Source organism: Mycolicibacterium hodleri (assembly GCF_025822245.1).
Classification (GTDB): domain Bacteria; phylum Actinomycetota; class Actinomycetes; order Mycobacteriales; family Mycobacteriaceae; genus Mycobacterium; species Mycobacterium hodleri.
This window is the reverse complement of record NZ_JACKTL010000033.1, coordinates 150,261-176,586: the sequence shown is the minus strand read 5'-3', so window position 1 is coordinate 176,586 and position 26,326 is coordinate 150,261. Positions and strand designations below refer to the sequence as shown.

Genomic DNA, 26,326 nt, shown 5'->3' with positions numbered 1-26,326 from the left:
GTCAATCTCCTGTCCGGCCACCCTCCCCGGCCCGTATCGCACGCGACCGGAGCTCGCTCTAGGACCGCAGGATGTCGCCCGGAGTCGCGATCCTCACCAATCCACGTGCTGAGGCGGCCAGTTCGTCGTCGGTGGTGACGAGTGCATCGGCCTGCAGCTGGGTGAGTGCGATGTAGTGAGCCCGGTGGACGTCCGGCCAGTTCTGCCGGGTCGCCAGTCGCCACGCGTGGTCCTCCAGCGACCGGTCACCGAGGAACCGGATTCGCAGGCCCCGGATGTCGTCGAGGATCTTGCGACCCGTCCGCTCGTCGATCTCGCCACGGTGCACCGATCCATACACCCGAGCCAGGACCTGCGAGCGGAGGAGCGTCGGAGCCGTCAAACTGTGCGCGGCCGGAATGCTCGCCCCGTCGGTGGCGAGGTCGACGGCCACCCCGGCGTCGACGACGAATGTGGTCATGGCCGTGCCGTTGCTCGAACCACCGTCGTCTTCGTGGCCGACCTGCAGTGCCATTCGCACGACGTCGCCGTCGTCGATGCCTTCGGGGCGGCGTAACGCAACCTTCAGCGGCACCAAATACACACCGTCCCTGGGTATGAGCGACGTCGTCACCACGGTGGTGCCGACGCGCACCTGGGCGGGAATGACGCCCCAGCCGTAGGTCAGTTCGCCGTGGTGGGCATGGAGGAAGTCGTTGACATGCGTCGGTGCAGGAACGAAGAAATACGGCGCAGGGCCACGCCACTGGAACACCTCGGCGTCGAACTCCCAATCCACGACGTCACGCTAAGGCCGTCGGCGCGGATGCGCACTCGAAACGGTGCACACCGTGGGCCTCCCTAGTATCGGTCGGCCTGTGCGCTGGGTTCGCCGACTGTGCGGACTTCCGTCGGTCGGTCCCGCAGTTTTCGACGACAACCCACACAGTCGGCATCGAGGATCCCCGTAGGCGGCTACCCGTCCGTGCGAAGTTCCCAGGGCTGCATGCCAAGAAGGCCGGCGAGGTGCCTCTGCATCTGGACGCCGGACGGCAGCGGGCGCCACCAGATGGTGACCTCGGCGATCTTGCCGTCCGCGTCGAGTAGGAATCTGTCCATCCCGTCGACCACGGTGTCGTCGATCTGCAGCCGAAAGTTCGCGGCGTGGTGGATCTGGCCGGTGAGGACTTCCGTGTACTGGAGGTCGGCCGACCCGCCGATCCCTTGGATCGCTTCCAGGACTGCCCCGCGGCCGCTGACTGGCTCGTCGCCGAGCGGGCCGTACAGCACCACGTCCTCGGCGAGGATCTCGGAGAGGGCATTTCTGTCCGCACCGTCGTGCATGCAGTTGACGAAGGACTCCACGGTGTCACGGTGTGGGGCGTAGGCGGTCATGCTGGCTCCTACGTGGTTGCGGTCGTTGGTCACTCAGATCACCGTGGTGCCGCCGTCGACCACCAGCTCCTGGCCGTTGACGTAGCTCGAGTCGTCCGAGGCGAGGAACAACGCGGCCGAGGCGATCTCCTCGGGGCGACCCGACTCTCGCCGTGGAATCACGGATTCGAACTGCGCCTTGGCCTCCTCGTCCATCACCTGCTCCAAGGCCGGCGTGGCCACCTGGCCGGGCGTCAGCACGTTGACCCGAATCTTCCTGTCCCTCAACTCCGACACCCACACCCGCGCGTAGGCGGGCAAAACGGCCTTGCTGCCGGCGTACACGCTCCAGTTGGGGTAGCCCCTCAGTGAGGCGTTCGATCCGGTCATGAAGATCGAGCCGCCGTCGTTGAACAAGGGCAGCGCCTTCTGCACCGTGAACAGCGTGCCGCGTGCGTTCAGCCAGAATGCGTCGTGGAAGTCCTGCTCGGTGATCTCGCCGAGCTTGGCCTGCTTGCCCACGCCGGCGCTCGCCCAAAGCACGTCGATCGCGCCCCATTCCCTCTTGACCGTGTCGAAAAGGCGGTCCAGACCCTCGAGGTCGGCCGAATCACCCTGCACACCAGTCACATTGCGGCCGATGTGCTCGACCGCCTGGTCCAGCGCGTCCTGCCGTCGGCCCGAGATGACGACATGAGCGCCTTCGGCGACGAACAACTTGGCACCGGCCAGCGCCATCCCGCTCGTCGCGCCGGTGATTACTGCGACCTTGCCGTCGAGCTTTCCCACGTGTGACTCCATTCGTTCGTCAGCGCCGATGTTATGTACACCGATCCGCGTACCTAACGTAGCGAGTGGGGACGGAGGAACGCAAGCTATGCACACAGATCGGTACCGAACTGGGCTAGGCTGGCCGGGTGACGGAGTTGGAGAAGGGGCCCCGGGGCCTGCGCCGCGGCCGGGGCGCACGCGAGCGCATTCTGGGCGCGTCGCGGCAACTGTTCCGCGATCAGGGCATCAACTCGACCGGCCTGGATCAGCTGTGCGCCGTGGCCCAGGTCTCCAAGCGCACGTTCTACCAGCACTTCGCCAGCAAGGACGAGCTGATCGCCGAACACCTGCGCCGATTCGACCCCGACATCCTGCCGGAGGTGTTCGACCGCGCCGACCTCACGCCGCGGGAGCGCCTCCTCGCCGCCTTCGACATTCACTCCCCGCTGTGCCCGTTCATCGCGGCGGCCGTCGAGATCCACGACCCGGCCCACCCGGCTCGCATCCACGCCCGCGACTACAAGACGGCCTTCGCCGCGCGGCTCACCGACACCGCGCGCGAGGCCGGCGCCGCCGACCCCGAGCAACTCGGTGAACAACTGGCGCTGCTCCTGGACGGCGCCTCGGCGCGCAACCGCGTGCTCGACGCCGACACCTTCGCCACCGCCGCCGCCATCGCCGTCGTGCTCGTCGACGCCGCCGTCCCCGCGGCTGAAGGGACTTCGTCATGACCGACACCCATCGCATCGCCGTCATCCCCGGCGACGGCATCGGCACCGAAGTGGTGCCCGAAGGTCTGCGCGTTCTCGACGCGGCCGCGACGGCATTCGACTTCGAGATCGACTTCGAGCACTTCGACCACTCCAGCGCCGACTATTACCTCAAACACGGAAAGATGCTGCCCGACAACTGGTTCGACGAACTCAAGGGCTTCGACGCGATCTACTTCGGCGCCGTCGGGTGGCCGGAAGTGGTGCCCGACCACGTCTCCCTGTGGGGCAGCCTGTTGCAGTTTCGTCGCGCCTTCGACCAGTACGTCAACCTCCGGCCGGTCCGTCTAATGCCGGGGGTCCGCAGCCCGCTGGCCGGTCGGCAGCCTGGCGACGTCGACTTCTACGTCGTGCGGGAGAACACCGAAGGTGAGTACTCCAGCGTCGGCGGAAAGATGTTCGAAGGCACCGACCGCGAGATCGTCATGCAGGAAACCATCATGACCCGCACCGGCGTCGACAGAATCCTCAAGTTCGCCTTCGACCTCGCCGCGACTCGACCGAAGAAGCACCTCACCTCGGCAACCAAGAGCAACGGCATCTCCATCTCCATGCCGTACTGGGACGAACGCGTGCAGGCGATGGCCGCCAATTATCCGGACGTCGACGTCGACAAGTACCACATCGACATCCTCGCGGCGAACTTCGTCATGCATCCCGACTGGTTCGACGTCGTCGTCGCATCAAATCTGTTCGGCGACATCCTGTCCGACCTCGGGCCGGCCTGCACCGGCACGATCGGGATCGCTCCCAGTGCCAACATCAACCCGGAACGACGGTTCCCGAGCCTGTTCGAACCCGTGCACGGCTCCGCCCCGGACATCGCAGGCAAGGGCGTCGCCAACCCCATCGGTCAGATCTGGTGTGGCTCCATGATGTTGGAGCATCTCGGCGAACCCGACGCCGCCGCCGCAGTCCTCACCGCGATCGAGAAGGTGCTGGCCCGCGGCGATGCCACCCTCACCCCCGACATGGGCGGCACCGCCACCACCCAGGCCCTTGGTGCGGCCGTCGTCGACGCACTCGCCGCATCGTGAGCTAGGTCGCTCCCCAGACCGGCATGACGATCCGTCCCGCCTAGAGGGCGAAGGTGCGCGGCGGTCCGGCGAGACTGGCCTTCGCCTCGACGCCCATGGGGTCGAGGATCTCGATCTCGCCGGCTTCGAGGCCGTCGAGCGCCAACCGGACGAGATCGGCGGGGTCCATCACGGCGCCGTCGGCAAACTCGATGCCGTGCCGTTCGGCGAAGTCGAACAACGTCTGCGTCCCGATCAGGCCGGGGACGAGCGCCGCCACCTGAGTGCCCTGGGCCGCCAGTTCGATTCGGACGCCGTTGGTCAGGCCCCACTGCGCGGACTTCGCGGCTGCGTAGGCCGTATTGCCGTCGACGGTGGTCCACGCCGCCGCCGACAGCACGTTGAGGATGGCCCCGCCGCCGTTGCGCGCCAGGATCGGCGCGAACGCCCGGATCATGGCGAGGGTGCCGTAGTAGTTCGAATCCATCGTCGACCGGATTCCGTCCAGGTCTCCGGTCACCAGGTTCCCGCCCGCGGTGTCGGCGGCGTTGTTGACCAGCAGGTCGACGTCGCCGGCCACGGCGGCGATCGCGTCGACCGACGCCTGATCGGTGATGTCGAGGCGGATCACCTCCGCGCCGGGAACGTTCACCAGCTCGGGACGCCGCGCCGTGGCGTAGACCTGGGCTCCACGCTGCAGCAACTGCATGGCGAAGTGGTGGCCGATTCCCCGGTTCGCCCCGGTGACCAGGGCGGTGGCTCCGTCGAGTTTCATTTGTCCGTCAACACCTCTCGCGTACCGTGATGAACATGACCGAGCGGTCATCTTTCCAACTCCAGGCTGGCACAAGATGACCGAGCGGTCAACTTGGTACCCTCGGTCCCGTGACCACCACCGACCGACCAGTCCGCGCGGATGCGGCACGCAACCGCGCCGCGTTGTTGGCCGCCGCAGAGGACGAGTTCGCCGAGCGTGGCCCGTCGGCCTCGGTGGCCGACATCGCCCGGCGGGCCGGGGTGGCGAAGGGCACGGTGTTCCGACACTTCCCGACGAAGGAGGATCTGATCGCCTCCATCGTCTGCGGGCACGTTGCCGTGCTCGCCGACGCCGCACGGCGGCGGGGCGAGTCGCCGGACGCGGGCGCGGCACTGTTGGAGTTCCTCACCATCGCCGCCGACCAACGTCAGCGACACGATCTGACGTTCCTGCAGTCCGCCAGCGCCGGCGACCCCAGGGTGACCGAGGTCTTCGACTTGTTGCACGTACACCTCGAAACGCTGGTCGACCGAGCGCGCACGTCGGGCGCCATCCGGGCCGACGTCACCGAGACCGACGTCTTCCTGATGATGTGCGCGCCCGTTCACATCGTCGAAAACCTCGCGGCCCCAGCACCACTGCTCTGGCAGCGGTATCTGGCGATCATCTTCGACGGTCTGCGACCCGACGGCGCGCATCCCCTGCCGCAACCGCCGCCCGTCGCGCCCTGACCCGGCCCCTCGGGTCAGCTGGCTCGAGCCAACTCGCGGTTGCGGGCGTCGATGGCATCCTGGGTGGCGGGCACCAGCAGGTCCCCACCGGCATCCACCGTGCCCTGCGCGTAGGTGACGTGCGGGCGCTGCGCGTGTTCGTACTGGACGAACGCGGCTGCCAGATCGTTGGCGTTCTCCGTCAAAGCCCCTGCCAGCAACCATGTTCCGGTGAGCGCCAGGCTGGTGCCCCGCCCGGACAGCGGAGATGCGCAATGCGCGGCGTCGCCGACGAGAACCACCCGTCCGCGATGCCATGTCGGCATGTCGACCTGGCTCACGGAGTCGAAGTACAGCTCCGAGTCGCGGCATGCCGCGTCGAGCAGTTCGGGCACCCGCCACCGGCCGTGCCCGCCGAATTGCTCGGTGAGGATGCGCTTCTGCGCGTCGAGGTCGTGGTAGTCGTAGTCGATCCAGGACGATCGGAAGGTCAACACCGCCAACGCGACGTCGCGATAGGTGACGATCCCTGCCATGTGCCCCGGGTAGTTGTAGATCGGGTTGGGGGCGTCGCTCGGGTGGTAACCAGGCAGACTTGCCAGGGCGGTGTAGAAGCCGAGGTGGCGCACGTACTGACGCTCGGGTCCGAAAACCATTCGGCGGGTTGCAGAGTGCAGGCCGTCGGCGCCCACCACCAGGTCATAGCGGTCCCGCCCGCCGGAGGCCAAGACGACGTCGACGCCGCCACCGTCATCGTGGAGGTCGGCCACCGACTCGCCGAACGTCAACGCCACGGACGGTCCGAGCGCGTTGCGCAGCACGTGCGCCAGGTCTTCTCGCGGGATTTCGATGTCGCCGGCCGAGTCGTTGATGGCCTCGAACGGCAGGTCGGCCACCTTTGTGCCGTTGCCGTCCACGAAGCACGTTCGCTGCGTCATGTCGACCTCTCGCGCGCGGATCCCTTCGAGGATGCCCATCTCTCTGGCCACGGCCAGCGATTCACCACGAATGTCGATCGGGGAGCCGTTGACCCGAAGATGTTGCGCGCGTTCGACGATGGTGACGTCGTGCCCGGTGTTGCCCAAGGTGATACCTGCGGCCAATCCCGCCATGCCCGCGCCGCAAACCAGAATGCGCATCAGAAAGCCTCCTCCGATATAGGATTCACCGTGTATCTAACGAACCGTAGCGACAGAACTTAGGAAACGCAATGTCTCTTAACGCAGACCCGGCTCCGCAGCGTCGTCGCGGCGCGGCGCTGGAGAACGCGTTGTTGACCGCGGCCTGGGACGAACTCGACGAGCGCGGCTACGACGACTTCACCGTCGACGGCGTCGCCGCTCGGGCGGGCACCAGTCGAGCGGTGCTGTACCGGCGCTGGCCGGGGAAGCCGGAACTGGTGCACGCCGCGTTGGTCGCCGCGATGACTAAGACTCCAATCACGGTGCCGGACAACGGAAGCCTTCGTGCCGACGTGATCGATCTGTTGCGGCAGGCAAACAGTCAACGCGGTCACCTGGCCGTCACCGTCGTCACCCGGCTCGGCGGTTTCTACCGCGACACCGGCATCAGCTTGTCCGAACTACGCGCGGTACTCGAGGGTGAGCGTGGCGCCACCATGGACAAGCTCGTCGCCCGCGCCATCGCCCGAGGGGAGATTCGGGCCGATCAGATCACGGGCCGCCTCGCGCAGCTGCCCGTCGACCTGCTTCGTCACGACGTGTTGTTCACGCTTGCCCCTCTGACCGACGAGGCCATCGAGGAGATCGTGGACGCGGTGTTCCTGCCCTTGGTCGGGCTCCGTGCCGGCGGTGACTAGGGTGATGCCTTCGGCGCGCGGCATCGTCAAAGCGGTTTCCGCCGAATCCATTTAGTCGCGCTTGGTGACGATGCCGTCGACGAGCAAGCCGAACATTCGGCGCGCTTGAGCGGTTGACGAGCTAGCCAGCACGATGCCCACCATGCTGCAGACCACGTCGTCCGGGCGTATGTCGGTGCGCAGGCTGCCGTCGGCGGCGCCGGCACGGAGCAATGTCTCCACTGCGCCGGTGAGGTTGGCCCGGGTGTCACCCGCCTGCACCGTCCCGTTGTCGACGATTGCCCGTAACGACTCGGCCATTCCGGTCTTGGCGGCGACGAAGTCGGCGTAACGGCCAAGCCATCGACGCAGAGCGACCGCCGGCGGGTGCCGTTGCAGCAATGCGGCGGCGGCGGCCACGACGTCGGCGAGCTCGGCCCGGTAGACCGCCTCGACGAGGGCCTCGCGCGTAGGAAAGTGGCGGTACAGGGTGCCGATACCCACGCCGGCCGAGCGCGCAATCGCCTCCAGGGAGGGGACGCCGTCACCGGCGGCGTATGCCGCGGCCGCGACCTGCAGGAGCCGTTCGCGGTTGCGTCGTGCATCGGAGCGTCCCGATTCCGCCATGCGGAGGATCCTCCGTTTCTGCTACCGTCGCCTAATGCGGAGGAGCCTCCGTATTGGCGTTCATTATCCCCCGAGGAGGAGCGATGCCTGAAGACGGGCGACCCGGAGGGCCGGGCCAGATCGGCGCGCACGCCGTCGCGAGGATTGGCTACGGCGCCATGTCCGTGGGCCAAGGGCCGGCAGAGGGCGCGATCGAGCTGCTTCGCCGGGCGGCCGAGCTTGGTGTGAATCATCTCGACACTGCATCGTTCTACGACGACGGCGAAGTCAACCGCCGCATCCGGCTGGCGCTGAATTCCTACCCGCGCGAGGTCGTCATCGTCAGCAAGGTCGGGGCCGTCTCGACACCCGGGCGGACACCGCCGTTGGCTCTGGCGCAGAAGCCGGAGGATCTGCGCGCGGCGGTCGAGCGCGATCTCGAGCAGTTGGCGATCGAGCACGTACCGGTGGTGAACCTGCGGCGCGCCGACATCGGCCCCGGCGTCATCGCAGAAGGCGACCAGGTCGTGGACCTCGACGACCAGCTCGCCGAGATGATCGCGTTGCGCGACGAGGGAAAGATCGGCGAAATCGGCCTCAGCAACGTGGACGCCGCGACCCTGACGCGCGCGCTGCCGGCCGGCGTCGTCTGCGTGCAGAACGCCTACAGCCTGCTCGACCGGCGGCGCGAAGACGTCCTCCAGGTGTGCCTGAACCACGGCGTCGCCTGGGTGCCGTTCTTTCCGCTCGGATCGGCGTTCCCCGGTTTCCCCAAGGTGGCCGACGATCCCGTCGTGCAACGCGTGGCAGCCGACGTCGGCGCGACTCCGGCTCAGGTCGGGCTGGCCTGGCTGCTGGCTCACGCGCCAAACACCCTGCTCATCCCCGGCACCCGCTCCGTCGACCACCTCGAGGACAACCTGGCGGCCGGCACGCTCTCGTTGAGCGCCGAGCACCTGGCCCAGCTCGACGCCGTGCCAGGCGCCGACCTCGCCGGCCGAGACGGCGTCGAGGCGTTCCGCACCGCGGACGAGTGAACGGCTTCAGGTAACGCCCCAAATTGTGGCTCGAGGGACGTCGTCCCCGGCGTCGAACGTGGGCCGTATGGCTTTCCACGCAGCGTGATTCGTCCACGGGGCCGACGGTCGGCGTGCGTCGAGGTGACGTGAGACCGCCCCTCCGGCGCATGAAATTGGTGTGCGATGCGGGCGTGCAGTGGGAGCGCCGTTCCCGGGCTGGGCTCAGAGCGCGTACAACGCGGGCAGGTTCACGACGATCGCCTCCTGGCTGCTACGTGCGATCACCAGTTCTGCCGGAGTGGTTGGGTCCGGGTTCTCTTCGCGATGCGGCAAGTGCGGCGGGACGAAGACGTAGTCGCCGGGGTTGGTGCGAATCCGAACCTCACCGTCGCCATCCAGGAACACGAACTCGGGATGCCCGCTGCGGACGAAGATCATGGTCTCGGAATCGCCGTGATGGTGGTCGGCCGAGACCGTGCCCGGCGCCGCGATGGTTTCCCCCATCCACAGCTTCTCGCTGCCCACGGTGGATCCGCTCAGCGCCGCGAAGCGTCGCATGCCGTCCGTCTGCGCGGTGGTCGCGTCGAGTTCGGTTGACTTGATGTGGCGCACTCGATTTCGGGGCGGACGCTCTGCGGCGTCGTTCGGGAAGTGGGGATGGAAGCCGTCGGGCTCGGTCATGCACTCGACGGTAGACCTTCCCGAACGCCGACCAACTGCCGCGGACGGGTCAGCTACAACTATCGAAGCTAGAAGTGCGAGCGACGCTATTGACCATCGGGCGATCTTGGGGTTAGCGTTGCTAGCAGTTCACGACTCGAGGAGACCATCACCATGGACGTCGACGACTTCGCGCGGGCCGCCGCGCTGATTGCCCTGCTCGGCACCGCAGTGGTCTACGGAACGGACGTGTTCTGTGCGATCGTGCTGCGGCCCGCTCTCGCGTCGGTCTCCGACGACGCCATGGTCGCCGTCATGGGCAGCGTGCACCGTTACGGCGACAGGCGGATGCCGCTGCCTGGAGTGCTCGGCGTCGTGGCTACGGCCACGAGTACGGTGCTCGCGGTGGTCGCCGGACACGGGACACAGGCCGTCGCGGCCGGCATCGCGCTGGCTGCGCTGCTGGTCTGGCTCGCGCTGTACCTGGGGGTGAGCGCACCGGTCAACCGGCAACTGACCGCGGCCGCCGACGCCGGCCGGGGACTTCCGAACGGCCGCACGCTTCAGGCAAAGTGGGATTCGATCATCGGCGCTCGGGCAGGGCTGCAGGGGCTCGCCGTCGTCGCCCTCTGTGTGTCTCTCGTCGCGTGACACCACCATCAAGACCATGCATTTCGTCCGACGAGAGGAAACGACGATGACTGAACCGGGACGGCTCGCAGGCAAGCGCGCCCTGATCACCGGAGGTGGCCGGGGCATCGGCGCCGCCATCGCCCGTCGACTGGCCGCCGACGGCGCCCAGGTGGCCGTCAACTACGTCGCCGATGCCGAGTCCGCCGAGGCTCTGGTGGGTGAACTGACCGAAGCGGGACACCGTGCGGCTGCCTTCCGCGCGGACGTGTCCAACCCCGAGCAGACCCACGATCTGGTGGGACGCGTCGTCGCCGAGTTCGGTGGCCTGGACCTGCTGGCAAGCAACGCGGGCGTCGAGTACTTCGGGGCCCTCGACTCGATCACCGCGGCCGACTTCACCAGGGTCTTCGGCATCAACGTGGCCGGCCAGCTGTTCGCGGCCCAGGCTGCTGCGGCGGTGATGGGTACCGGTGGACGCATCCTGCTCACCTCGTCGGTCAGCGCCCGCATTGCGGTCTACCAGCACACCCTCTACGCCGCCAGCAAGGCCGCGGTGTCCGCGATGGTGCTCAACCTGGCACCGGAATTGGCCGAACGGGGCATCGCCATCAACGCGATCGCGCCAGGCGGAACCGTGACCGACATGGCAGCCCGGCATGCGCCGAGCTACACCCCACCGTCGTTGCGTGGGGTGGCGCCGGAGAACATTCTGAAGGCGGTCTACGCGTTGGGTCGCCGAGCCGAACCCAGCGAGATCGCCGCCATCGCAGCGTTCCTGCTGTCATCAGACGCGTCCTACATCACCGGAGCCACCGTCGACGCCTCCGGCGGGCGCATGTGAGGCCGGCCGGCGACCACCTCGTCGCCGAGTAGACACCGTCGGCGCCAGTTCGTAGCCTTGCCCGGGGGCGACAGCCGGGCCAGGAGCGGTCCACGAACGAAGGATCGTGACAATCCGCGTGACCGGAGTCCGCCACACCCTTCTGCGAGCAACGTGCGGACTCGTGACGGCGGCCCTGGTGCTGGGAATGGCCATGGGCGAGGGCAGGGCGGATCCGGCGGCCGACGCGTTGGCCAAGCTCGACGAGCTGTCCCAGCAGGCGGTGCAGAGTCGTGAGGCCGTCACCGCCGCGCAGCGCGACGCCGACGCCAGACTGGCCGAGCAGACGGCGGCCGTCGACCGCCATCGTGCCGACCAGGAAGCCCTGGAGGTCGCCAACCTCGAGCTCGCGCCCCATCAGGCCGCACTCGACCGCATCGCGGCGATGAATTACACCAGCGGCAGCAACGGCCAGTTCGCGGCGGTGCTGACCGCAGTCTCTCCGCAGGGGCTGATCGATCAGCTCTCGCTGCAGCGGACGGTGGCCGCGGGGATCGCCGATCACGTGGCTGCCTTTCACGCAGCACGTGAGCGGGCGGCCGCCGCGGCCGAGGCGTCGAGGAGATCGGCCGCCGACGCGAGCTCCGCAGCGGAGTCGGCCACCCGCGTGCGCGCAGAGCTGCAGGCGAAGTGGAAGGAACTGCTGCGCCAGATCACTGCCGCGGAGGCGCAGTACGCGGCGTTGTCACCGCAGCAACAGGCGGTGGTCGACGCCGCCGTTCCGGCCATTGCCGCGATGCCCGGCCTGCCCCCGGGCGACGTCGCGCTGCCGCCCGAGGCCGCCATCGCAGAGCTTCCGGAGTCCTTGCCCGTCGGTGTTGCGTCGGAGGCCGGCCTGCAGCCCAACACGATCCTGGCGGCCCGGGCCGTAAGCGCCCAGTTCCCCCAGATCGCCGAGATCGACGGGGTGCGGCCCGATTCGAAGCCGTGGCATCCCAGCGGCCTGGCGATCGACATCATGATTCCCAACCCGGAAAGCCCTGAGGGGATCGCCCTCGGAGACCAGATTCGCGCGTTCGCGATGAGCAACTCGGCCCGCTTCGGGATACAAGACGTCATTTGGCGCGGCACCTACAGCACACCGGCCGGGCCGCAGGCGTCGGGCTACGGACACTACGACCACGTGCACATCACCACGACGCCACGCAGCTGAGCGCGATTGGCGATAATGCTCCCGTGCCCGCCTCGACATCCGAAACCCGCGTCGTTCCCGGCGACCACGACGGCGTGAGCTCGCCCGTCGCGCCGGTGTCGCACTGGTCGCAGATCCACGGCTGGTTCGGCTGGCGCGATCTCCAAGAGGAGGCCGTGACGACGTTCGCCGAGGGCAGCACGTTCGTCGAGGTGGGCTGCTACCTCGGCCGCAGTCTGTGTTCGTTGGCCGAGGTGGTGAGCGAGTCGGGTCGCGACTTCACCGTGGTCGGCGTCGACTATTGCCGGGGTAGTGGTCGCGAGGGCACCGCGGACAAGGATTCCCATGCCGCCGCCGTCGCCGACGGTGGCGGCACCCTCGCCGGGCAGTTGCATCGCAACGTCATCGCGTGCGGATTCGCCGACCAGGTGCACCTCGTGGTCAGCCCGTCCCCGGGGGCTGCGGCGCTGTTCGCCGACGGGTCGTTGGCCTGGGTGCACCTCGACGCCCGTCACGAGTACGACAGCGTGCTCGCCGACATCGACGGGTGGCTGCCCAAGGTGGCGCCGGGGGGCTGGCTGTCCGGCGACGACTACGACGAGCAGTGGTGGCCGGGAGTGGTCGCGGCGGTGCGGGATCGGCTGCCCGACGCCCAGGAGTGCTCCACCCGTCAGTGGCGTTGGGTCAAGCCGGGCTGATCACTCGTCCAGCTGCACCCGCACCGACACGGCACCGCGCTCGTGTCGGATCGCCACCGCGTGGCCGGTGCGATCCCGCCCGTCCAGCCCGACCAGGGTGACCGGCCCGCCCGTGCCGAGGAAGTTGCGCCACCAGCTCTTCTTGTCGGGCATCCCGACCGGGATGGTGACCGAATCGCCGGAGCGGCGATAGCCGACCGGGATTTCGAATGTCTTGCCGGATTTCCGTCCCACGTAGCGAATCTCGACGAGCCCACGACGGACGAGACCCCCCACGACGGGCAAGTTCATCGCCCGTACCGCCAATGCGTTGACGGTACGGACGAAGACGTTGTCCGAGAAGCCTGGTTTACTCTGCTGTGCCATGCTGCCGACTCTAGTGATCCGGCGGCGTCAGGAGGTGCGCGCGGTCCACTCCGACGTCCGCTCCGACGTCGCCTCGGCGAGCGCCTGACGAGTCCGGTCTGCGTCGAAGTCCTTGCCGTACACCGGTGTTCCCGGCTGCTGACGCCAGGATTCGGAGATTGGTCCGGCGTCGACCGGTTCGAACCCGAGGTGGTCGACGACGTCGTGTACCAGGGCCCGGCCGGGCCCGTCCTCTCCGGCGATCGGCAGCGCGATGCGGCTCGGCGTGCCGCTGGGCTTGCCGCTCTCGAGTAGGTGCTTCCACCAAATGCCGTTGAACACCTTGTACACCGGCGCGCCGATTTGGTCTGCGACCCAAGCGCTTTCGACCTGACCGTCTTCGATGGCCGCGATTTCGCCGTCGCGTTGCTGCGGGTAGTAGTTGTTGGTCTCGATCACCGGGGCGCCCGGCTTGCGCGCGTCGACGATGCCCTTGGCCAGATCGGGAACGTTCTTCTGCGGAATGCTCACGATGACGAGGTCGGCGTCGGCTGCGGCGTCCTTCGCCCACACAGCCGTCGCACCGGTCTCGTTCTCGAGGTCGGAGAGCGTCTCGGGGGACCGCGAGTTCGACACCCGCACCTCGTGTCCGAGTTCGCGTAGCCGCCGCGTCAGCGTCCCGCCGATCTGCCCCGCGCCGATGATGCCAATCTTCATGCTGCCTCCGTGTGGTGGTGCCGGACCTTCTGGAGGCAACAGTGGGTCTGCGGTGTCCATTCCGCGACGGGCCGATCGGCGGCTCAGGCCAGGTCGGACGGACGCACGCGGAGTTTGGCGGCGACCCGGGCCAGTGCCCGTCCGTCGGAGGCGCTCACGTGGTCCAGGAAGACCTCGCGAACGGCGCGTACGTGCACCGGGGCCGCGGCCACGACCACCGCGTACCCGGCCTCGGTCAGCGAGGCGACGGTATAGCGTCCGTCGTCGGGATCGGGCGCGCGGGCGACCCAGCCCCGCTGTTCGAAGCGCTTCACCACGTTGGAGAGCCGCGAGAGGGACCCGTTGGCGAGGTAGGCCAGTTCGCTCATCCGGATGCGGCGTTCTGGAGCCTCGGACATGTGACTCAGCGTGAGGTACTCGAAGAGGGTCAGCCCGGCCGCCTCTTGCAACGGCGCCTCGAGTCGGCTGGGCAGCAGCAGGATGAGTGAGACCAGCCCGGTCCAGGCGTCCTTCTCGTCCGGGTCGAGCCACTCAGGGCCGGTCGCCCCGTTTCCCGATCTGCCCGCCGCCATGCCGACATCGTAACGACCCAAGCAGTCACTTCACGCATGAAGTGAGTCCGTGCTAGTTTGACTTCATCCATGAAGTCAAGGAACAAGGACGGTTCACCATGAGTAGCGCCATCTTCACCAGCACTCCCGGGTACGGCGACACGATGCTCGAGCTGCTGCACTACCGGCAGGCGGTCCGCGTGGGCGACCGAGTCGAGATCTCCGGGCAAGGCGGCTGGGGTCGCGAACTCAGCTTTCCCGTCAGCTTCCCCGAATCCCTCGACGAGGAGATCGTGCAGGCGTTCGAGAACGTCGAGCGCACGCTGGCCACCGTCGGCGCGAGCTGGACCGACGTCATCGCCGTCGACAGCTACCACATTCCAACCGCTGAGGACACGATCGGTGACGATCACACCCGAGTGATGGTCGAGCAGTTCCGCAAGCGGATGGGTGACCGGGCGCCGATTTGGACCCAGATCGGCGTCGCCGCCCTTGGCGCTCCGGGCATGCGCGTCGAGATCCGCGTGACCGCCCTGGTCGGTCAGTCGGACTGAACCGCGGAGACGCGCTACTTCGAAGCGGCCGTAGCCTTCTCGTCGACGCGAAACCCGATCGAGGTCAACTGCGCGCGCATCAACCTCTTTTGGCGAGCCGACGGCAGCCGCGTGGGGAACAGCTCGGCGTGCACCGACAGTCCGTCGATCACGGCGATGAGCAACTCGGCGATGTCGGCGTCGGTCAGATCGCTGTCGAGGCCGCCCGCCGCCCGCACGTCGGCGATCAGGCCACGAAGCTGCGTGAGCAATTCGCTGGCCGCCACGGCTTGAAACTGCCGCAGCGCAGGGTTGGAGAGCGCCCGCGGCCAGAAGGTGATCTCCATCAGCGTCTCGAGGTGGCGCTCGCCGTCGAGCGGAAGGTTGTGCATCAGCATCGCCCACAGCCGACCGAACTCGTCCTTCCCGCGCATGCCGTTCGCGACCCGATCCATGAACTGGCGGTGGGTGGTGACGAGGATCGACCGCAGGATGTCGTCCTTGTCCTGGAAGTAGTGGCTCAGGACGCCGTTGGAATATCCCGACTCGAGGGCGATGGCTCGGGTGGTCGTGTTGTCGAGCCCCACGCTGTCGATGACGCGGATGGCGGCACTCAAGATCTCTTCACGACGTTCGTCGTGATCGACGATCTTCGGCATCGGGTCCCCTCGAGTAGCTGCTGCGCACCGAGTCTAAGCCCCGGTCGACACCACTAGACGGAGGACGCACTGCGCTAGTGCCCGTAGGACAAGCGGGCGGATTGTGCTGCCACGGCGACGAGGTCGTCGTCGGTGAGCAACTCGGGTGTGCCGAGGGTGCGCGCCGCCAGATATACGTCGCACAGCCATTCCAGCAAGGCGGCGTGCTCGACGGCCTCCTCGACGGAACGCGCGCTGCTCACCGCTCCGTGGTTGCGCATCAGCACCGTGCCGAACCCCTCGGCGATGGCGGCACCCACTGCCCCGGCAAGTTCGTCAGACCCGAAGAGGTGGTACGGCACGGTGGGAATGCGACCGCCCAATCGCAGGAGGTTGTAGTGCACCAAGGGCATCCGATCACACACGAGACCCACCGCCACCGAACTCCTCCCGTGGGTGTGCACGACCGCCTGCGCCGACGACCGTTCGTAGATGCCCAGGTGCAGACGCGTCTCCGACGACGGCCGTGCACCGTCGAGAACGTCGCCGTCCAGGCTGAGAATCGTGATGTCCTCGGGCGCAGCGGCTTCGAAGCGCAAGCCGGCGCGGGTGATGAGCACGTGCCGATCACTGCGCACGCTGACGTTCCCGGCTCCCGCCAACGCCAGACCATGCCCGGCCAGCTCGCGACAGCTGGCCGCGACGTCGCCGCGAAGCGACTCCAGCGGGGTCACCGCGGGTACCGGGTGCGCAGCGCGGCGAACGCACCGTCGAGCCCGGTGAGCGCCATGTCGAGATCGTCTGACGTCATCGCGGCCGAGACGAACCAATTGTGCTTCGGATGCACGTAGACCCCACGGGCTTGCGCCTCGGCACTGAACGCGACCGCCAACTCGTAGTCGGTATCGTTGGCGAACAACAGATTTGGCATCTGATCGGGCCCGGTGTAGCGGATGTCGAATCCCCACGCAGCGGCGCTCTCGGCCACCCCCGTGCGCAGCTGCCGGCCGAGGTCACGCATCCGGGTCACGGCGTCGCGTCGGCCGAGCTCCTGAATGGTCGCCTGACCCGCGGCCATCGCCACGGCACCCATCCAGAACGAACCGGTCACGAAGATGCTGCCGGCTGCCTCGCGGTAGCGGTCGGTCCCGGTGACGGCCGCCAGGGCGTGGCCGTTGGCGATGGACTTGCTCCAGGGCGTCAAATCGGGCTCCACGCCGAACGGCTCCCAACTTCCGCCGTGGTGCAGGCGGAAGCCGGCGCGCACGTCGTCCAAGATCAACGCCGCACCGATCTCGTCGCAGTACGCCCGGAGCTCGCGCGCAAAGGTCGGGTCGACGAGTTCCTGGTCGAACCCGGCGTCGTGCCGAAAGGGGCTGGCGATGATGGCGGCGACGTCGTCGGCGTGCTCTCCAACCGCGGCGCGGACCGAGGCGATGTCGTTGTAGTCGTACTGCAGGAGGTTCGCGCGGTCGGCGGCGGTGACGCCGGCCGGGAACGGAGTGCACCAGGGGGCGGCTCCGTGGTAGGCCCCGGTGGCGACGAGGATCAGCGGCCGCTTGGTCTCGGCGCGAGCGATGGTGCAACACATGGTGGTTGCATCCGTCCCGTTCTTGGCGAACATCGCCCAGTCAGCACCGCTGATCGTCTCCACCATGGCCTCGGCGAGCTCGACCATGACCGGGGCGGGTCCGTTGAGGCAGTCGCCCAGCCGACGCTGCCGCTCGGCGGCTTCCTCGACGACCGGGTCGTGATGGCCAAGGATGACCGGGCCCCAGCTGCACATGAGGTCCACGTACTCGTTGTCGTCGACGTCCCACAGACGTGCGCCGCGCGCGCGGGCGACGAACTGCGGAATCGCCGGTAGTGCAGCCATGTTGAGATGGCCGTACATGCCGTTTGGCACGACTGCTGCTGCGCGCCTGCGCAATTCGGCATCGACGCTGCGCTGGCGTCGGTCGGTGGTCACGCCCAAGTCAGTGGTCATGATGTTCTCCTTCTCGAGTGATGCGCGGGCGTCAGGCGTCCACGACGTCGTTCGTGCGGCGCGTGACGTGATCGTCGACGGTGCGGCCGATGCGGTCGGCGGTATCGGGATGCGACGCGTTGATCAACGCGAGGACTCCGGCGAGATCGGTGATTCCGGCGTCTGAGCCGAGCCCGGACGCGACCAACGCGCCACAGGCGCACCCGAGGAGCGCTGCGTCCTCGGCGGTGCAGCCACTCAGCAGCCCGGTGATCAGGCCTGCGTTGAACGAGTCACCGCAGCCGGTGGTGTCGACGACGGTCGTCGGCAGCGCCGGCACTCTCACGGGTTCGACGGCGGGGCGTAGCACCAGAGCACCCTGATCGCCGACCGTGACGGCCACGGCACCCACCCCGCGGGCGAGCAGCGCCCCAGCCGCGTCGACGAGGTCGTCGATCCCGGTCAGGCCACGCAGTTGCTCCTCGTTGGGCAGGAACCAGTCGATCAGCGGCAGGAGGGGAGTGAGTAGGGCGAGCGTCGTGGCCGTTGCCGGATGCAGGAGGTCGACGAAGACCGGCTTGCCCGCGTCGTGCACCGCCTCGACGAGGGCGACGCCGTCCGGTTCGAGGAGGTGCGGCATCGTTTCGGGGCCGCCGAAGAGAACCGCATCGGCGGCAAGCAGCGCCGCACCGTCGAGGTCGGAGGCCCGCAGGGTGGGCGTGGCACCCGGAACGTGCAGGGCCGGGCGGTCACCGTTGGGCCGGATCGGCAGGATGGTCGCCGAAGTCACCGCGTCGCGACGCCACACCAGACCCGTGGTGTCCACGCCATGGGTTTGCAACTGCGAGTCCAGGAGTCGTCCCAGCAGGTCGTCGCCCACGGCGGCGAACGAGGCGACCGAGCACCCAAGCTTCGCCAGGTCCACGGCCGCGCCGCCGCCGGTACCGGCGACCGTAATGCGGATCTCGTCCAGCCTCGTGCTGCCCTGGCCAGCGGGTATCTCGATCACCGGCCGCCCGAGGACGTCCACGATGTGCGGCCCGAGTACCGCGACGGTCGCCAACCGTGCGCCGAACGACACCGTCACTCCCGAGCCGCCGACACCGGATCGAAGTCCACGACGACGTCGCGGCGGAGGCGATGGACGACGAATCCGACGACGAAGGCGAGCGGAATCAGCCAGGGCAGAAGGTTCGGAATCGTGTCCTCGGTGCCGGTGAGCAGCGAGTAGTTGGCGATGATCAAACCGGTGGCCGTCAACAGGCCGAGCGCGCCAATGGACGGACCCACCAACGTCTTCCACACGCGCTTGTCCCGGCGTCGACGGAAGAAGACCACCACCGTGACGGCTACCGCGCCTTGCATCGCGACGATGCCGACGGTGAACAACCCGCCGAGGCTCGTGTAGACACCGAGGTAGGGGTCGGCGCCGACCACGACGAAGACGACGACGACGATTGCCGTCAAGATCGACAGGGCCTCACTGGCGCGCGCGGGTCCCTGGTAGCGCGGGTGAAGGGCACCAAGGAACCGTGGCATCGTGTGTTGCGTGCCCATCGTCTGGAGGTAGCGCGTCGTCGCGTTGTGCAGCGCCACCAGCGACGCCAGCACACTGGTGAGGAAGAAGATCTGCATGAGTGCCGTGAGCAGGCTCCCGCCCTGCTCGCCGGAGAGCACGAACAGCAGATCACCCTGCGCCTCTTGGGCTCTCGGCACGATCTGGTTCACACCGACCGAACCCACGATGAGCCAGATGGTGAAGAAGTAGAACACCGAGATGGCACCGACGCACAGGTAGATCGCCCTGGGCACGGTCTTCCCCGGATTGCGCGCCTCGTTGGCGTAGATGACGGCGGATTCGATGCCGATGAACGACGTGAAGGCAATCATCAGAGCCGGGCCGATGCTGCCCGAGAACACGTGACCCGGCGTGAAGATGTCCAGCGGCAACGCCGACAGGCCGTTGTGCGCGAGGATCAGGATGTCGAGGACGACGAGCATGGCGAACTCGGCGACGATCATGACCAGCAGTACGGTCGCGCTCAGGTCCGCGGCATGGCGGCCGAGTGTGCCGACGATCAGCAGTGCGATGACGGAGTAGATCCACCAGGGCAGGTCGAGCCCGTGTGCTTGAGCGATGACGTCGGCGAAATAGCCTGCAGCAGCGGTAATTCCGATGGTTCCCGCGCCGTAGGCCAGGGTGGTGGCATACGCTGCGCCGAGGCCGGCGCCGGGTCCAAAACCGGCGTGGACGTACCGCGCGAAGCCGCCGCCGCCGGGGACGGCCCGGTTGATGGCGACGTATCCCACCGCGAAGCAACCGAGCACCAGTCCGGCCACCAGGAAGACGATGGGAAGGCCCGCACCGTTGCCGAGGGTAAACCCGATGGGTGTGTTTCCGATGACCGACCCCAGCGGTGCGGCGCACGCGATGACGAGGAGTGCAACCCTTCCGGTTCCGAGATTGGCCTTGAATTGTGTGGGGCCGGAATTGGATTGCGGTGTCGGTTCACCAACGGCGACATCCGGTGTGCGTGATGACATTGACGTATCTCCAGGAGATGTCGAGGGCTGGTGCTGCCCGGTCCGGGTGCGTACTTTAGACGAAAGTATGCGGGCGTCCGAAATAAAACAACCCCTGGAGGATTGTTTAACGCGATGGAAACCGGGGCGAGGTTAGTCGCCGCCACCCGAAGCTCCGCCGTCCGACGACGACGAGGAGGGCGACGTGACCCCCGCCAGGTGCCGGTCCTTCCACCGTGTGGCGACGTCGGTCTTCGACTGTATGGTCTTCGCAACCTCCGACTGGTCGACAGTCGGTCTGGTGGGATGCGTCGGCGGGCGACGCCTGGCCGGGTGGTCCGTGGCGGCCTCGCTGGTCTTCGGCCCGGCCGAGGTCGCCGAGCGCGGTGAGTCGTCGGTGCGGGTGGTGCCCGTCTCGGAAACAGAACCCTGCGTGGGCGCCTTGGGCGTGGCCTCCGCGTCGACGGGTGCAGAAGCCGCGGTACCGGATGCTGCCGGGGTGACGGTCGTCGACGAGTCGACGGCAGCGTCCACCACCTTGCTCGAGGAGGCGACGGCGTCGGCCGTGGCTGCCGTGACCGCGACCGCAGTCTGCGCGGCGTCATCCTTGGTCGACGACGTGGCAGACTCCGCTCGTGGTTCCGGGGTTTCCGCTTTGGTGCTGGCACTCGTTTCCGTGGCGGTCGCCGTGGCGGTTGTCGTCGACGTCGTGACCTCCGCGGCGGATACCGTCGCGGCGCCGCCAATCGAGGCAAGGGCGTTCGTCAAATTGGTCACCACGTTGGTGATTGCCGTGACGATGGCTTGGGCAAATACCGAAATGCTTTGCACTGCCTGACGGATGGTCTCGGAGACCGCGTTCACGATGCTCTGGAGGGTTTCTTGCAGCGTGGGCTGAGTCGTCGATCCCGGGTCCGTCGGCGTGGTGACGGTCGTGTGCTCGGCGATCCACGCGGCAAGCATCTCGGCCGCCTGCTTCAGATCCCCGTTCTCGTAGAACAAACCGTAGTTCGCCTCTGGGTCCGAACTGCCGGTGGCGGTGTCACTGCCCGTGTAGATGAAGATCGGCCCGGCTTGAGAGTAGGTCTGCCAGTAGTCGAGCAGGTCTTGAATGTACTGGGCCTGTTTGGCTTCGTCGTCTGCACCGTTCACGGTGGACAGGCCGTACTCGGTGATCCACACGGTCTTGTCGGTTCCGATGAGTGCCTTGATCGCGTCGATCTCCTGCAACGGGGTCAGTTGCCCACCGCAATTGCAGTCGTATCCGTCCGAGAACGGCAATGTGTCTTGGTAGGGATGAACCGAAATCGCGTCGAAGTAGTCGCCGGCGCCCGCCTCGAGCATCTGCTGGACGAACGTGACCGCGCTCATCGTCACCGAGGAGTCCTGCACCGTGCCAAGGGCTCCCGCGACGACCGTGGCAGTGGGGTCAATCTCCTTGAGCACCGGATACACCGATTTGAGAAGTTCCGCGTACGCGGCCGGGTCAATCGGGTTGGAGAAGCTGGCGTAGTTGGGTTCGTTCCAAATCTCATACGCCGACACGGTGTCGCCGTACCGGGTGGCCAACGTCCCCATGAAGTCGGTGAACTTCTCCACGTCGGGAGTGGCCGAACCCGCTGGGTAGTTGGCGGATTCAGGATCAGCGGCCGCCCAGCTCGGCGTCGCGTTGACCTCCATCATGACGCCCATGTCGCGTTCCTCGGCGGCGTTGATGATGCCGTCGAGGTAGGACCAGTTGTAGGTGTCGTCGGCGTACTCGACGAGACCCCAGGGGACGAATACTCGAATGCTGGTCACCCCCAACGACTGCAAACGGTCGAGTTCCGTCGAGATTTCGGCATCGGTCATGCCGTACAGGTTCGAGTCGGCGATCCCAACGGTCGACGGCGCGTCGACGATCTCTGCGGTCTCGACGTAGGAGTAACTCGCCGAGCGGGGCGGTATCTGAACGAAGAGGTTGCCGGAATACGCGAGGACCATCGCGGTGGGAACTGCGGCGATGATCCCCCGGGTGGCGACCCTGCCACTCCACCCGCCAATCGAACCTGTCATTCTTGCTCCCCCGTGTCCGAACCGCATCGCGCCATTGAGCAATGGCAGTCCGATAATTAACGCACGGTTCAGCAAACACGACGGCGTGGATTCGTTATGGATTGTCTATCGGTTTGCTGTGTCGTCGACCCCTTGGCGGCGTCCGTGAAGGATGCCTGAGATGATCGGCGTTGAGGTGACAATTCGGTGTTGGGGACCGAATTGGCGGAATATGGCTACGAATACCGCTCCGACGATCCACAGCCACTTGTGATCGTGAATCGGCAGCTTGAGGCAGATCGACGAGCATGCGAGTTTCGCGATCCGATTGCCGCCGTGCGGGTATGTGGAATGCCAGCAAACTCGGCTGCCCGGCGGGTGTTCACTCCGGCGGTGCGGTCAGGTCGTAGAGCGTGACGCCGTCGACGGTGATCGGAGTGAAGTTCTTCTCGACCCAGTCCTTGATGTGCTCGGCCTCCGTCGAGCCGTTCGCTCCGGGTGGGACGAGCGGCGTGCCGGAATCGTTCTCGCCCTTGGGTAGACCGAGGCCCGTCGACTCGACGTAGTAGTGCACGCGGCCGTCGGCGACATAGTCCTGGAACTGCTTCAGTGTGGGAGCGGGGTCAGAGGATCCGAACCCGCCGAGTGCCATCACCGGCAGATCGGTCGCCAGTTGGTAGTAGCCGGCTTCGGTGGAACCCGGTGTGGCGGCGATCCAGGTGTAGCTCCCGCCGTCGACTGAGAGCGTGGCGACCATCGCAGCCGAGACGTCCTTGTCGGATTGGCGCGGCGCCGTGGCCGCATGCCCCGAGTCGGAGCCGCGGGGCGAACCCATCGCTGCCATGCCCGTACCGGGGATCTGGGGGCCCGCCGTCACGACGCCACCGGTGTGGGCGGTACTGACCGTCTGGATCGAGTACGACAATGGACCGACGAGAGCCATGGCGATCGCCACGGCGGCGGCGACGCGCCGAATCCGCGGGCGCTGCAGGGATGGCGACGCGGTGATCGCCAAGGCCGCGGCGGCGCCGGCTGCCGTCGCCAGCACGACCCAGCGCAGCCAGCCGACGAAGTCCGGTGTGCGACTGAGCAAGACCCAGGCCCATCCACCCGTCACCGCAGTGGTCCCGGCGAGGACGACGACCGCCCAGGTGTTTCCGCGGCGGCGCCACAGGTCCGCCGCACCGATTCCGACGAGCGCGGCCACTGCCGGTGCCAGTGCGACGGTGTAGTAATCGTGGAACAACCCCGACATTGCGCTGAATACACCCGCCGTGCCGATCAACCAGCCACCCCACGCCAGATACTGTGCGCGGTCCCGGTCGGTGCGGGGGAGGCGTCGGGTGACGACGAGGCCGACGACCAGTGCGATGAGGGCGGCGGGCAACAGCCAGGAGATCTGAGCTCCCGACTCGCCGGTGAACATCCGGGCGATGCCGGCGTGACCGAACGGACTGGCACCCCCACCGGGCATGGCGGGCATGGAGCCACCGCCTGGCGAATTGCCCTCTCCGCCCACTAGCCGGCCGAGCCCGTTGTAACCAAAGGTCAGGTCGAGGAAGCTGTTGTTCTCCGACCCGCCAATGTAGGGGCGGCTGTCGGTGGGCCACAGTTCGACCAGCAGCACCCACCAGCCCGCTGCGGCGAGCATGGCACCAAGGCCGGCGACGAGTTGTGCGAGCCGGACGCGTAGCCGGGGAGGGCCGGCGACCAGGTAGGTCAGCGCCAGTCCCGGCACGACGAGGAGAACCTGGAGTTGCTTGGTCAGAAAGCCCATGCCGAGCAGGACGCCGCACAACACCAGCCACCGGGTGCGGCCGTCGGATACGGCGTGCAGCACCGCCCACACCGAGGCGACCATCAGGAAGACCAGCAGCGCGTCGGGATTGTCGTAGCGGAACATCAAGGTGGCCACCGGTGTCAGCGCCAGGGTGACGCCCGCGATCAGTCCCGCCGCGGGTCCGAACTGCTTCTTGACGATGACGTAGAGCAGCGCGACGGACGCCACGCCGAGCAGGACCTGCGGCAGCTGGATCGACCAGGAGTTGACTCCGAAGATGCGAGCGGAGATCTCCATCGGCCACAGTGAGGCCGGCGGTTTGTCGACCGTGATGGCGTTGGCGGCATCGGAGGAGCCGAAGAGGAAGGCCTTCCAGCTCTTGGTACCAGCCTGGACGGCGGCGGCGTAAAAGGCGTTCGCCCATCCGTTCCGGCTCAGCCCGATGCACCAGAACGTCGCGGTGGCCACGAGCAGGACCGCCAGCGCGGGTCGCGCCCAGCGCGGATCCGGAGTCTGCTCAGGATGATTGGTCTGTGCGGGTTGCTGCGTGGTGTCCGTTAGTACGGGCATCGTGATCCTCTCGCCCAGCGTGATCGCTGGTCCAGGGTGGTCTCAGATCGTGGTGGGTTGATCAGCCGCGGTTGGGGTGGAACACCCAGCCGCGCATCAGCGTGAAGCGAAGTGCGGTCGCGGTGAGGTTCGCAGCGATCAGCACTCCGAGTTCCAGCCAGTGTGGCGTGGGGGACACCAGGCTGTGAATCCCGAGAAGCGAGCCGCTGGTGAGTGCCAACGCAAGGGCAAAGACGGCGAACCCCTCGACATGGTGGCGCAGCAGGCCACTGCTGCCCCGCACGCCGAAGGTGAAGCGGCGATTGGCTGCGGTGTTGCCGATGGCGGTGATCAGTAGTGCGATCAGATTTGCGGCCTGGGCGCCAGTCGTGGCGTGCAGCAGTGAGAAGATCACCAGGTACGCCAGCGTCGACGCCACTCCGATGGTGGCAAAGCGGACGCCCTGGCGCATCAGACTGCGTGGAGCGGCAGCCCGGCCCGAACCGAGCTGTGCGGTGATCTCCCGAACGGGGATCGCCCCGCTTGCCAATCCCTTCAGCATGCGCGCGATGCCCTTCAGATCCGCCGTGGCGGTTGCGACGACGTCGACGCGACTGTCTGGGTCGTCGACCCAGTCCACCGGCACCTCGTGGATGCGGAGACCGGATCGCTCGGCCAACACCAGCAGCTCGGTGTCGAAGAACCAGCCGGTGTCCTCGACGTGGGGCAGCAGTCGGGCGGCCACGTCGGCGCGGACCGCCTTGAATCCGCATTGTGCATCGGAGAACTTCGCGGACAGCGTCGAGCGCAGGATCAGGTTGTAGCACCTCGAGATAACCTCCCGCTTGGCGCCGCGGACGACGCGCGAGCTGCGGGCCAGTCGGGTGCCGATCGCGAGATCCGAATGCCCTGAGATCAGTGGCGCCAGCAGGGGCTGCAGCGCGGCCAGGTCGGTGGACAGGTCGACGTCCATGTAGGCAAGCACCGGCGCGTCCGAGGAGGACCACACGGTGTGCAGGGCGCGCCCACGGCCCTTCTGCTCCAACCGAACCACCCGCACACCGTCGAGTTCGGCGGCGAGTTCGGCGGCGATGCGCGGTGTTTCGTCGATGCTCGCGTTGTCCGCGATGGTAATTCGTGCGGTGAACGGCAGGGTATCCGCTAGATAGCGGTGCAGGCGCCGGATGGAGGCGTCGAGGGCAGCTTGCTCGTTGTACACCGGAACCACCACGTCGACGACAGGCACCCCGCGGTCTCGGGCCTCGGCGACGGCGTTCGGCCGGGCCAACGCCGTAGAGGGAGCCACTACGTCCATCACGCTCTGCTGAGTCATGCCCCCATCGTCGGGTACCCCCATGGGGGAACCGTGGGGCGAACCTTTGCGACTGCTATGAGGATCGCCGACTCCGGCGATGGTGGGCTCCCGCCCCAGCCCTAGATCAAGGATCTATACGAATCACTCTGAGCTGGTACATGTTTCAAACCTATACGGTCGTGGTGTCGGCTCACATCTGATTCCCACGGTGTCGACACGGCCCGCCCACGCCGCGGCCGTAGCGTCGAAGTCCGCACTGCCCGTGACGTACGTCGACGAAGGAGATTCGTAGTGATTCGTAGAACTCAGGTCCGCATGGCTGCCGGTACGGTCGCCGTGTGCGGCGGTATGGCGTTCGCTGCCGTCGGATTGGGCGCCGGGACCGCCAACGCGTTCCCCTTCCCACCACCACGGCCACCCGGACCCGGACTGTGCCTGCCGTTCCTGCCATGTGGGGGTCCGCCCCCGCCGCCGGCTCCAATGATGGGACCCGGTCCCGGGTTCGGCTTGGGCGCGCCGTTCCTGCCTGGCCCCGGCTTCTAAACGTCTTCGCGGACCGACGGGGCGCGTAA

Annotated in this window: 28 protein-coding genes; 10 read left to right on the top strand and 18 right to left on the bottom strand. The window is 67.3% G+C overall.

What is annotated here, in order from left to right; all coding sequences use genetic code 11:
• Positions 1–58: 58 nt before the first annotated feature.
• The 3 genes from H7J06_RS13355 to H7J06_RS13345 all read right to left on the bottom strand — a co-directional run bounded on the left by H7J06_RS13355 (position 59) and on the right by H7J06_RS13345 (position 2,142).
• On the bottom strand, positions 59–778 hold the full coding sequence (locus H7J06_RS13355) for a type II toxin-antitoxin system VapC family toxin (protein ID WP_264039376.1): 720 nt from the start codon (positions 776–778) through the stop codon (positions 59–61).
• Between the two features lie 176 nt (positions 779–954).
• Positions 955–1,374 (bottom strand): nuclear transport factor 2 family protein, encoded by a 420-nt coding sequence (locus tag H7J06_RS13350; RefSeq protein ID WP_264039375.1) that lies wholly within the window; start codon positions 1,372–1,374, stop codon positions 955–957.
• A 33-nt stretch (positions 1,375–1,407) separates the two neighbouring features.
• Positions 1,408–2,142, bottom strand: a complete 735-nt coding sequence (locus H7J06_RS13345) for an SDR family NAD(P)-dependent oxidoreductase (protein WP_264039374.1) — start codon at positions 2,140–2,142, stop codon at positions 1,408–1,410.
• Positions 2,143–2,270: 128 nt separating this feature from the next.
• On the opposite strand from H7J06_RS13345, the gene H7J06_RS13340 reads away from it, so the two are divergent.
• Both H7J06_RS13340 and H7J06_RS13335 read left to right on the top strand, forming a co-directional pair.
• The gene (locus H7J06_RS13340; RefSeq protein WP_264039373.1) at positions 2,271–2,855 is read left to right on the top strand and encodes a TetR/AcrR family transcriptional regulator; all 585 of its coding nucleotides are present in this window, start codon (positions 2,271–2,273) and stop codon (positions 2,853–2,855) included.
• Positions 2,852–3,931: a tartrate dehydrogenase gene (locus H7J06_RS13335; RefSeq protein WP_264039372.1), complete on the top strand. Its 1,080-nt coding sequence runs from the start codon at positions 2,852–2,854 to the stop codon at positions 3,929–3,931. The genes H7J06_RS13340 and H7J06_RS13335 overlap by 4 nt, the downstream gene beginning before the upstream one ends.
• Positions 3,932–3,971: 40 nt before the next feature.
• On the opposite strand, the gene H7J06_RS13330 is transcribed toward H7J06_RS13335, so the two are convergent.
• Positions 3,972–4,685, bottom strand: a complete 714-nt coding sequence (locus H7J06_RS13330) for an SDR family NAD(P)-dependent oxidoreductase (RefSeq protein ID WP_264039371.1) — start codon at positions 4,683–4,685, stop codon at positions 3,972–3,974.
• 110 nt (positions 4,686–4,795) lie between these two features.
• Here H7J06_RS13330 and H7J06_RS13325 point away from each other — a divergent pair, with 110 nt between their 5' ends.
• Positions 4,796–5,398, top strand: coding sequence for a TetR/AcrR family transcriptional regulator (locus H7J06_RS13325; protein WP_264039369.1), 603 nt, complete (start codon positions 4,796–4,798; stop codon positions 5,396–5,398).
• A gap of 14 nt (positions 5,399–5,412) precedes the next feature.
• Here the strand turns inward: H7J06_RS13325 and H7J06_RS13320 are convergent, their stop codons facing one another.
• A complete protein-coding gene (locus H7J06_RS13320) occupies positions 5,413–6,516 on the bottom strand; it encodes an FAD-dependent monooxygenase (RefSeq protein WP_264039368.1) in 1,104 nt (367 codons plus the stop codon).
• 71 nt (positions 6,517–6,587) lie between these two features.
• Between H7J06_RS13320 and H7J06_RS13315 the strand changes: the two genes are divergently transcribed.
• On the top strand, positions 6,588–7,196 hold the full coding sequence (locus H7J06_RS13315) for a TetR/AcrR family transcriptional regulator (protein ID WP_264039367.1): 609 nt from the start codon (positions 6,588–6,590) through the stop codon (positions 7,194–7,196).
• 51 nt (positions 7,197–7,247) lie between these two features.
• On the opposite strand, the gene H7J06_RS13310 is transcribed toward H7J06_RS13315, so the two are convergent.
• Positions 7,248–7,802, bottom strand: a complete 555-nt coding sequence (locus H7J06_RS13310) for a TetR/AcrR family transcriptional regulator (RefSeq protein WP_264039366.1) — start codon at positions 7,800–7,802, stop codon at positions 7,248–7,250.
• Positions 7,803–7,885: 83 nt separating this feature from the next.
• On the opposite strand from H7J06_RS13310, the gene H7J06_RS13305 reads away from it, so the two are divergent.
• Positions 7,886–8,818: an aldo/keto reductase gene (locus H7J06_RS13305; protein WP_264039365.1), complete on the top strand. Its 933-nt coding sequence runs from the start codon at positions 7,886–7,888 to the stop codon at positions 8,816–8,818.
• A 204-nt stretch (positions 8,819–9,022) separates the two neighbouring features.
• On the opposite strand, the gene H7J06_RS13300 is transcribed toward H7J06_RS13305, so the two are convergent.
• On the bottom strand, positions 9,023–9,481 hold the full coding sequence (locus H7J06_RS13300; RefSeq protein WP_264039364.1) for a cupin domain-containing protein: 459 nt from the start codon (positions 9,479–9,481) through the stop codon (positions 9,023–9,025).
• A gap of 153 nt (positions 9,482–9,634) precedes the next feature.
• On the opposite strand from H7J06_RS13300, the gene H7J06_RS13295 reads away from it, so the two are divergent.
• From H7J06_RS13295 to H7J06_RS13280, 4 genes are all read left to right on the top strand, one after another.
• Positions 9,635–10,111 (top strand): DUF1772 domain-containing protein, encoded by a 477-nt coding sequence (locus H7J06_RS13295; protein WP_264039363.1) that lies wholly within the window; start codon positions 9,635–9,637, stop codon positions 10,109–10,111.
• A gap of 46 nt (positions 10,112–10,157) precedes the next feature.
• On the top strand, positions 10,158–10,934 hold the full coding sequence (locus H7J06_RS13290; RefSeq protein WP_264039361.1) for an SDR family NAD(P)-dependent oxidoreductase: 777 nt from the start codon (positions 10,158–10,160) through the stop codon (positions 10,932–10,934).
• Positions 10,935–11,052: 118 nt separating this feature from the next.
• Complete coding sequence (locus tag H7J06_RS13285) at positions 11,053–12,126, top strand: coiled-coil domain-containing protein (RefSeq protein WP_264039742.1); 1,074 nt, start codon at positions 11,053–11,055, stop codon at positions 12,124–12,126.
• Between the two features lie 23 nt (positions 12,127–12,149).
• Complete coding sequence (locus H7J06_RS13280) at positions 12,150–12,803, top strand: class I SAM-dependent methyltransferase (protein ID WP_264039360.1); 654 nt, start codon at positions 12,150–12,152, stop codon at positions 12,801–12,803.
• Here the strand turns inward: H7J06_RS13280 and H7J06_RS13275 are convergent, their stop codons facing one another.
• The 3 genes from H7J06_RS13275 to H7J06_RS13265 form a co-directional block, all read right to left on the bottom strand.
• Positions 12,804–13,169: a hypothetical protein gene (locus H7J06_RS13275; RefSeq protein WP_264039359.1), complete on the bottom strand. Its 366-nt coding sequence runs from the start codon at positions 13,167–13,169 to the stop codon at positions 12,804–12,806.
• 27 nt (positions 13,170–13,196) lie between these two features.
• On the bottom strand, positions 13,197–13,865 hold the full coding sequence (locus H7J06_RS13270; RefSeq protein WP_264039358.1) for an NADPH-dependent F420 reductase: 669 nt from the start codon (positions 13,863–13,865) through the stop codon (positions 13,197–13,199).
• An 83-nt stretch (positions 13,866–13,948) separates the two neighbouring features.
• Entirely contained in the window at positions 13,949–14,437 is a 489-nt protein-coding gene (locus H7J06_RS13265; RefSeq protein WP_264039357.1) for a MarR family winged helix-turn-helix transcriptional regulator, read from the bottom strand.
• 98 nt (positions 14,438–14,535) lie between these two features.
• Between H7J06_RS13265 and H7J06_RS13260 the strand changes: the two genes are divergently transcribed.
• Entirely contained in the window at positions 14,536–14,970 is a 435-nt protein-coding gene (locus tag H7J06_RS13260) for a Rid family hydrolase (RefSeq protein WP_264039356.1), read from the top strand.
• A gap of 14 nt (positions 14,971–14,984) precedes the next feature.
• On the opposite strand, the gene H7J06_RS13255 is transcribed toward H7J06_RS13260, so the two are convergent.
• The 8 genes from H7J06_RS13255 to H7J06_RS13220 all read right to left on the bottom strand — a co-directional run bounded on the left by H7J06_RS13255 (position 14,985) and on the right by H7J06_RS13220 (position 25,772).
• A complete protein-coding gene (locus H7J06_RS13255) occupies positions 14,985–15,608 on the bottom strand; it encodes a TetR/AcrR family transcriptional regulator (protein ID WP_264039354.1) in 624 nt (207 codons plus the stop codon).
• Positions 15,609–15,682: 74 nt separating this feature from the next.
• The gene (locus H7J06_RS13250) at positions 15,683–16,321 is read right to left on the bottom strand and encodes a class II aldolase/adducin family protein (RefSeq protein WP_264039353.1); all 639 of its coding nucleotides are present in this window, start codon (positions 16,319–16,321) and stop codon (positions 15,683–15,685) included.
• Entirely contained in the window at positions 16,318–17,574 is a 1,257-nt protein-coding gene (locus H7J06_RS13245; protein ID WP_264039352.1) for an aminotransferase class III-fold pyridoxal phosphate-dependent enzyme, read from the bottom strand. Before H7J06_RS13245 ends, H7J06_RS13250 begins: the two co-directional genes overlap by 4 nt.
• 31 nt (positions 17,575–17,605) lie before the next feature.
• Positions 17,606–18,634 carry a carbohydrate kinase family protein gene (locus H7J06_RS13240; RefSeq protein WP_264039351.1) on the bottom strand — a complete coding sequence of 343 codons (1,029 nt, stop codon included), beginning with the start codon at positions 18,632–18,634 and terminating at the stop codon, positions 17,606–17,608.
• Positions 18,635–18,636: 2 nt separating this feature from the next.
• A complete protein-coding gene (locus H7J06_RS13235; RefSeq protein WP_264039350.1) occupies positions 18,637–20,097 on the bottom strand; it encodes an APC family permease in 1,461 nt (486 codons plus the stop codon).
• A gap of 132 nt (positions 20,098–20,229) precedes the next feature.
• Positions 20,230–22,131, bottom strand: coding sequence for a cellulase family glycosylhydrolase (locus H7J06_RS13230; RefSeq protein ID WP_264039349.1), 1,902 nt, complete (start codon positions 22,129–22,131; stop codon positions 20,230–20,232).
• Positions 22,132–22,492: 361 nt separating this feature from the next.
• Positions 22,493–24,460 (bottom strand): ArnT family glycosyltransferase, encoded by a 1,968-nt coding sequence (locus tag H7J06_RS13225; RefSeq protein ID WP_264039348.1) that lies wholly within the window; start codon positions 24,458–24,460, stop codon positions 22,493–22,495.
• A 61-nt stretch (positions 24,461–24,521) separates the two neighbouring features.
• Entirely contained in the window at positions 24,522–25,772 is a 1,251-nt protein-coding gene (locus H7J06_RS13220) for a bifunctional glycosyltransferase family 2/GtrA family protein (protein WP_264039346.1), read from the bottom strand.
• Positions 25,773–26,326 lie beyond the last annotated feature (554 nt).

Excerpts from the sequence above, each read along its gene's own strand:
- H7J06_RS13310 (WP_264039366.1), bottom strand. The coding sequence starts at position 7,802 with ATGGCGGAATCGGGACGCTCCGATGCACGACGCAACCGCGAACGGCTC.
- H7J06_RS13225 (WP_264039348.1), bottom strand. The coding sequence starts at position 24,460 with ATGCCCGTACTAACGGACACCACGCAGCAACCCGCACAGACCAATCAT.
- H7J06_RS13220 (WP_264039346.1), bottom strand. The coding sequence starts at position 25,772 with ATGACTCAGCAGAGCGTGATGGACGTAGTGGCTCCCTCTACGGCGTTG.
- H7J06_RS13260 (WP_264039356.1), top strand. The coding sequence starts at position 14,536 with ATGAGTAGCGCCATCTTCACCAGCACTCCCGGGTACGGCGACACGATG.
- H7J06_RS13305 (WP_264039365.1), top strand. The coding sequence starts at position 7,886 with ATGCCTGAAGACGGGCGACCCGGAGGGCCGGGCCAGATCGGCGCGCAC.
- H7J06_RS13265 (WP_264039357.1), bottom strand. The coding sequence starts at position 14,437 with ATGGCGGCGGGCAGATCGGGAAACGGGGCGACCGGCCCTGAGTGGCTC.
- H7J06_RS13275 (WP_264039359.1), bottom strand. The coding sequence starts at position 13,169 with ATGGCACAGCAGAGTAAACCAGGCTTCTCGGACAACGTCTTCGTCCGT.
- H7J06_RS13295 (WP_264039363.1), top strand. The coding sequence starts at position 9,635 with ATGGACGTCGACGACTTCGCGCGGGCCGCCGCGCTGATTGCCCTGCTC.
- H7J06_RS13270 (WP_264039358.1), bottom strand. The coding sequence starts at position 13,865 with ATGAAGATTGGCATCATCGGCGCGGGGCAGATCGGCGGGACGCTGACG.
- H7J06_RS13290 (WP_264039361.1), top strand. The coding sequence starts at position 10,158 with ATGACTGAACCGGGACGGCTCGCAGGCAAGCGCGCCCTGATCACCGGA.
- H7J06_RS13335 (WP_264039372.1), top strand. The coding sequence starts at position 2,852 with ATGACCGACACCCATCGCATCGCCGTCATCCCCGGCGACGGCATCGGC.
- H7J06_RS13330 (WP_264039371.1), bottom strand. The coding sequence starts at position 4,685 with ATGAAACTCGACGGAGCCACCGCCCTGGTCACCGGGGCGAACCGGGGA.
- H7J06_RS13255 (WP_264039354.1), bottom strand. The coding sequence starts at position 15,608 with ATGCCGAAGATCGTCGATCACGACGAACGTCGTGAAGAGATCTTGAGT.
- H7J06_RS13245 (WP_264039352.1), bottom strand. The coding sequence starts at position 17,574 with ATGACCACTGACTTGGGCGTGACCACCGACCGACGCCAGCGCAGCGTC.
- H7J06_RS13235 (WP_264039350.1), bottom strand. The coding sequence starts at position 20,097 with ATGTCATCACGCACACCGGATGTCGCCGTTGGTGAACCGACACCGCAA.
- H7J06_RS13230 (WP_264039349.1), bottom strand. The coding sequence starts at position 22,131 with ATGACAGGTTCGATTGGCGGGTGGAGTGGCAGGGTCGCCACCCGGGGG.
- H7J06_RS13315 (WP_264039367.1), top strand. The coding sequence starts at position 6,588 with ATGTCTCTTAACGCAGACCCGGCTCCGCAGCGTCGTCGCGGCGCGGCG.
- H7J06_RS13320 (WP_264039368.1), bottom strand. The coding sequence starts at position 6,516 with ATGCGCATTCTGGTTTGCGGCGCGGGCATGGCGGGATTGGCCGCAGGT.
- H7J06_RS13300 (WP_264039364.1), bottom strand. The coding sequence starts at position 9,481 with ATGACCGAGCCCGACGGCTTCCATCCCCACTTCCCGAACGACGCCGCA.
- H7J06_RS13350 (WP_264039375.1), bottom strand. The coding sequence starts at position 1,374 with ATGACCGCCTACGCCCCACACCGTGACACCGTGGAGTCCTTCGTCAAC.